The sequence below is a fragment of the Streptomyces alkaliphilus genome, from assembly GCF_014141535.1.
In the GTDB taxonomy this organism is placed as follows: domain Bacteria; phylum Actinomycetota; class Actinomycetes; order Streptomycetales; family Streptomycetaceae; genus Streptomyces; species Streptomyces alkaliphilus.
Genome location: NZ_VKHT01000483.1, coordinates 1 through 3,854 on the forward strand (window position 1 = coordinate 1; position 3,854 = coordinate 3,854).

General features: G+C 71.3%; 3 protein-coding genes and 1 riboswitch. All 3 genes read left to right on the forward strand.

The window, feature by feature from the left end; genetic code table 11:
- The first annotated feature begins 569 nt into the window (after positions 1-569).
- Positions 570-743, forward strand: a riboswitch (cyclic di-AMP (ydaO/yuaA leader).
- Positions 744-747: 4 nt separating this feature from the next.
- The 3 genes from FNQ90_RS15335 to FNQ90_RS15345 all read left to right on the forward strand — a co-directional run bounded on the left by FNQ90_RS15335 (position 748) and on the right by FNQ90_RS15345 (position 3,743).
- A complete protein-coding gene (locus FNQ90_RS15335) occupies positions 748-1,452 on the forward strand; it encodes a LysM peptidoglycan-binding domain-containing protein (RefSeq protein WP_182606896.1) in 705 nt (234 codons plus the stop codon).
- Between the two features lie 325 nt (positions 1,453-1,777).
- Positions 1,778-3,064: a phosphopyruvate hydratase gene (gene eno / locus FNQ90_RS15340; RefSeq protein ID WP_143622378.1), complete on the forward strand. Its 1,287-nt coding sequence runs from the start codon at positions 1,778-1,780 to the stop codon at positions 3,062-3,064.
- 157 nt (positions 3,065-3,221) lie between these two features.
- Complete coding sequence (locus FNQ90_RS15345; protein WP_182606897.1) at positions 3,222-3,743, forward strand: FtsB family cell division protein; 522 nt, start codon at positions 3,222-3,224, stop codon at positions 3,741-3,743.
- Positions 3,744-3,854 lie beyond the last annotated feature (111 nt).

The following is a 3,854-nucleotide window of genomic DNA, read 5'->3' on the forward strand; positions in this document are numbered from 1 at the left end:
GGGGTCGGGGCCCGGGTATCCCGTTCCCCGGTGCCCCGACCCCCGCGTTCGGCCCGGCCCGCCGGGGTGCCGTACCGCGTGGCCGGGGCGGTCCGGCGCCGCCGGCGCGCGGGAGGAGGGACCGGGGAACGGAGTGCCCCCGCAGGCCCCCCGATGCCCCGACCGCGCGGGGCGCACCGACGCCTCCCGCCGCTGGCGATATCGGATTGATTGTCCGTTTTGTAGGGATCTTCTCCGGGGTGAACGCGTGAGGAAAAGTCAGTTTCCGGGCATCTTGCGGCGTTCGGGGCAATGGGCTTTTTGTGACGATATGGCAGCACTGGGGGTGCGCCGATCGTGTGACCATCGTCTCGTGGTAATACGGTTGTGGCGGGTGTGTCCCACTCCTCCGATTCGTCCGTGACCTGCGGTAACGACACCTGGCCCCCGTCAAGTGACGCCCGTGACGCGATCTTGATTGTTCTTGAATCGTGATGCTCGCTGTGTCTAGTGTCGCCACCGCTCGTTCCACAACGGGCGCCTCGGACCGCACGCCGAATCCTGCCGACGGTCCGCAGGGCATGCCGTCGTACGCGTCAGCACCGCAGGCAGGAGCGGGGGACCCAGGTAAGTCGCCGGTCCGGATCCCATCCGGAACGGCTCGGGGTGAAGCCGGAGGAGCGCGGAAGCGTTCCCCACCGGCCGGGCAACTCACCACGCCCGAACCCGACAGCTCACCTCGCAGGCGTTCGGTGAGAAGGAATCTCCATGCTGTTCTCCGGCAAGGGTCGTCACCGTCGTCCCTCCAAGCCCACCCGTCTCGTCGTGGCCGCCGGTGTGACCGGCGCCGCCGTGGCCATCCCCGTCATCGGCGCCTCCTCGGCCTCCGCCGCCCCGGTCGCCACCTGGGACCGCGTCGCCCAGTGCGAGTCCGGCGGCAACTGGTCCATCAACACCGGCAACGGCTACTACGGCGGCCTGCAGTTCTCGCAGTCCAGCTGGGAGGCCGCCGGCGGCGCCCAGTACGCCTCGCGGGCCGACCTGGCGAGCAAGGACCAGCAGATCGCCACCGCCGAGCGCCTGCTCGCCATGCAGGGCCCGGGCGCCTGGCCGCACTGCAGCGTGGTGGCCGGCCTGACCGCCGGTGGCCCCGCCGCCCAGGTCAACCCCAACGGTGGTGGCCAGAGCCAGAACCAGAGCGCTCCGGCCCAGTCCGCCCCGCAGCAGCAGCCGCAGTCGCAGCCGCAGGCCCAGCCGCAGCAGAGCGCCCCCGCGGCCTCCGACTCCGGGCAGAAGGCCAGCCGCGGCGGCGAGCGCACCGCGACCGGCAACTACACCGTGACCTCCGGCGACACCCTGCACAAGATCGCCACCGCACACGGCACCACCTGGCAGAAGCTGTACGAGGCCAACAAGGACGTCGTCGGCTCCAACCCGAACCTGATCTTCCCCGGTCAGAAGCTGAACGTCTGATCGCGGACCCGATCACCGATCGGGCCCTTCGATCCGATCGGGCACGGGCCCCGGGCGGAAACGCCCGGGCTCCCCTCCCGGTCCTCCCCGGTGCGGCGGCCCGCGACGGTCCGGCCGGACGTCGCGCTCCGCCGCACCGGGTTTTCTTCTCCTCGTAAACAAAAAGATGCTTTTCCGCTCCGCCCTTCCCACCTGCGGTGATTCGCCCGGGCGAGGGGGCGGGAGCCACCCGGTCGTGTCCGACGGGCGAGCCGGCGGACCCCGGGAGGCCGTCGGCCCGATAGGCTGCGAACCGCTGGAGACCGACCACACGAAGGAGAACCTCGTGCCGTCCATCGACGTCGTCGTAGCCCGGGAGATCCTCGACTCACGAGGCAATCCCACCGTCGAGGTCGAGGTCGGCCTCGACGACGGCAGCACGGGCCGCGCCGCGGTGCCCTCCGGCGCCTCCACCGGCGCCTTCGAGGCACTGGAGCTGCGTGACAAGGACCCCGAGCGCTACAACGGCAAGGGCGTGGAGAAGGCCGTCCTGGCCGTCAGCGACCAGATCGGCCCCGAACTGCTGGGCTACGACGCCTCCGAGCAGCGCCTGATCGACCAGGCCATGCTCGACCTGGACGCCACCCCGGACAAGTCCTCGCTGGGCGCCAACGCCATCCTCGGCGTCTCCCTCGCGGTCGCCCACGCCGCGTCGGTCTCCGCCGACCTCCCCCTCTTCCGGTACCTGGGCGGCCCCAACGCCCACCTGCTGCCGGTCCCGATGATGAACATCCTCAACGGTGGGTCGCACGCCGACTCCAACGTGGACATCCAGGAGTTCATGATCGCCCCCATCGGCGCGGAGTCCTTCTCCGAGGCGCTGCGCTGGGGCACGGAGGTCTACCACAAGCTCAAGTCCGTGCTCAAGGAGCGCGGGCTGAGCACCGGTCTGGGCGACGAGGGCGGCTTCGCCCCCAACCTGGGCTCCAACCGCGAGGCCCTGGACCTGATCCTCGAGGCGATCAAGGGCGCCGGGTACACCCCCGGCCAGGACATCGCCCTGGCCCTGGACGTCGCCGCCTCCGAGTTCCACAAGGACGGCTCCTACGAGTTCGAGGGCCGCTCCCGGAGCGCCGAGGAGATGACCGACTACTACGCCGAGCTGGTCGACGCCTACCCGCTGGTCTCCATCGAGGACCCGCTGTTCGAGGACGACTGGGACGGCTGGGCGAAGATCACCTCCCGCCTGGGCGAGCGCGTCCAGCTGGTCGGTGACGACCTGTTCGTCACCAACCCCGAGCGGCTCCAGCGCGGCATCGACGGGAAGATCGCCAACTCCATGCTGGTCAAGGTCAACCAGATCGGTTCCCTGACCGAGACCCTGGACGCCGTCGAGCTGGCCCACCGCAACGGCTACACCTGCATGATGTCCCACCGCTCCGGTGAGACCGAGGACGTCACCATCGCCGACCTGGCCGTCGCCACCAACTGCGGCCAGATCAAGACCGGCGCCCCGGCCCGCTCCGAGCGCGTGGCCAAGTACAACCAGCTGCTGCGCATCGAGGAACTGCTGGAGGACGCCGCCGTCTACGCCGGCCGCAGCGCCTTCCCGCGCTTCCGCCCGCAGGGCTGACACCCCGGCCCCGCGCCGCCTGTCGCCGTCCCGTCCCCGGTCACCGTCCCGTACGGTGGCCGGGGACGGTTGTTCGGGCCGTTCGGGATGTGCGGGACGTCCGAGGGGACGCGAGGACGTTCGGGAACGTTCGGGGACGCCGACGGAGGAGGAGCGGGTGGCCGAGGGGCGGAGCAGGTTCTCCACCGGCAGGTTCTCCACCGGCAGGTTCTCCACCACGACCCGCATCAAGGTGCTCGGCGAACAGGCCGCGGCCCGGGTCTACCGCGCGCAGAGCCGGCGCCTGCGCCGCCCCGCCCGTCGGGGGCGGCTCACCGGCCGCGCCGCCCTGCTGGCCCTGGTCGTCTGCTCGCTGGCGGTGGCCCTGGCCTACCCGCTGCGCCAGTACATCTCCCAGCGCTCGGAGATCGCCGAGCAGGAGCGGCTGGCCGAGGAGGCCCGCGAGCGGGTCGAACAACTCCGCGACGAGAAGGCCCGTTGGCAGGACCCGGCCCACGTCGAACAGCAGGCCCGCCGCCACCTGCACTGGGTGCGGCCCGGTGAGTACGGCTTCGTGATGCCCGACGCGGACGACGCCAAGGGTGAACCGGAGCGCGCCGATCGCGGGCGAGGCGCCGTCGCCCGCCCCTGGTATGACAACCTCTGGGACGGCGTGGACCGCGCCGACCGGACCCGCTGAGCCCGCCGGGGTCCATCGGGATACGTCGGGGCCCGCCGGAATCCCCTCCGGCCGTCGCGGATCATCGCGGGCCGTCGGAACGATCGAGGAGACACCCCACCCGTCATGCAG

Coding starts and splice junctions, on each gene's coding strand:
- FNQ90_RS15335 (WP_182606896.1), top strand. CDS start 748: ATGCTGTTCTCCGGCAAGGGTCGTCACCGTCGTCCCTCCAAGCCCACC.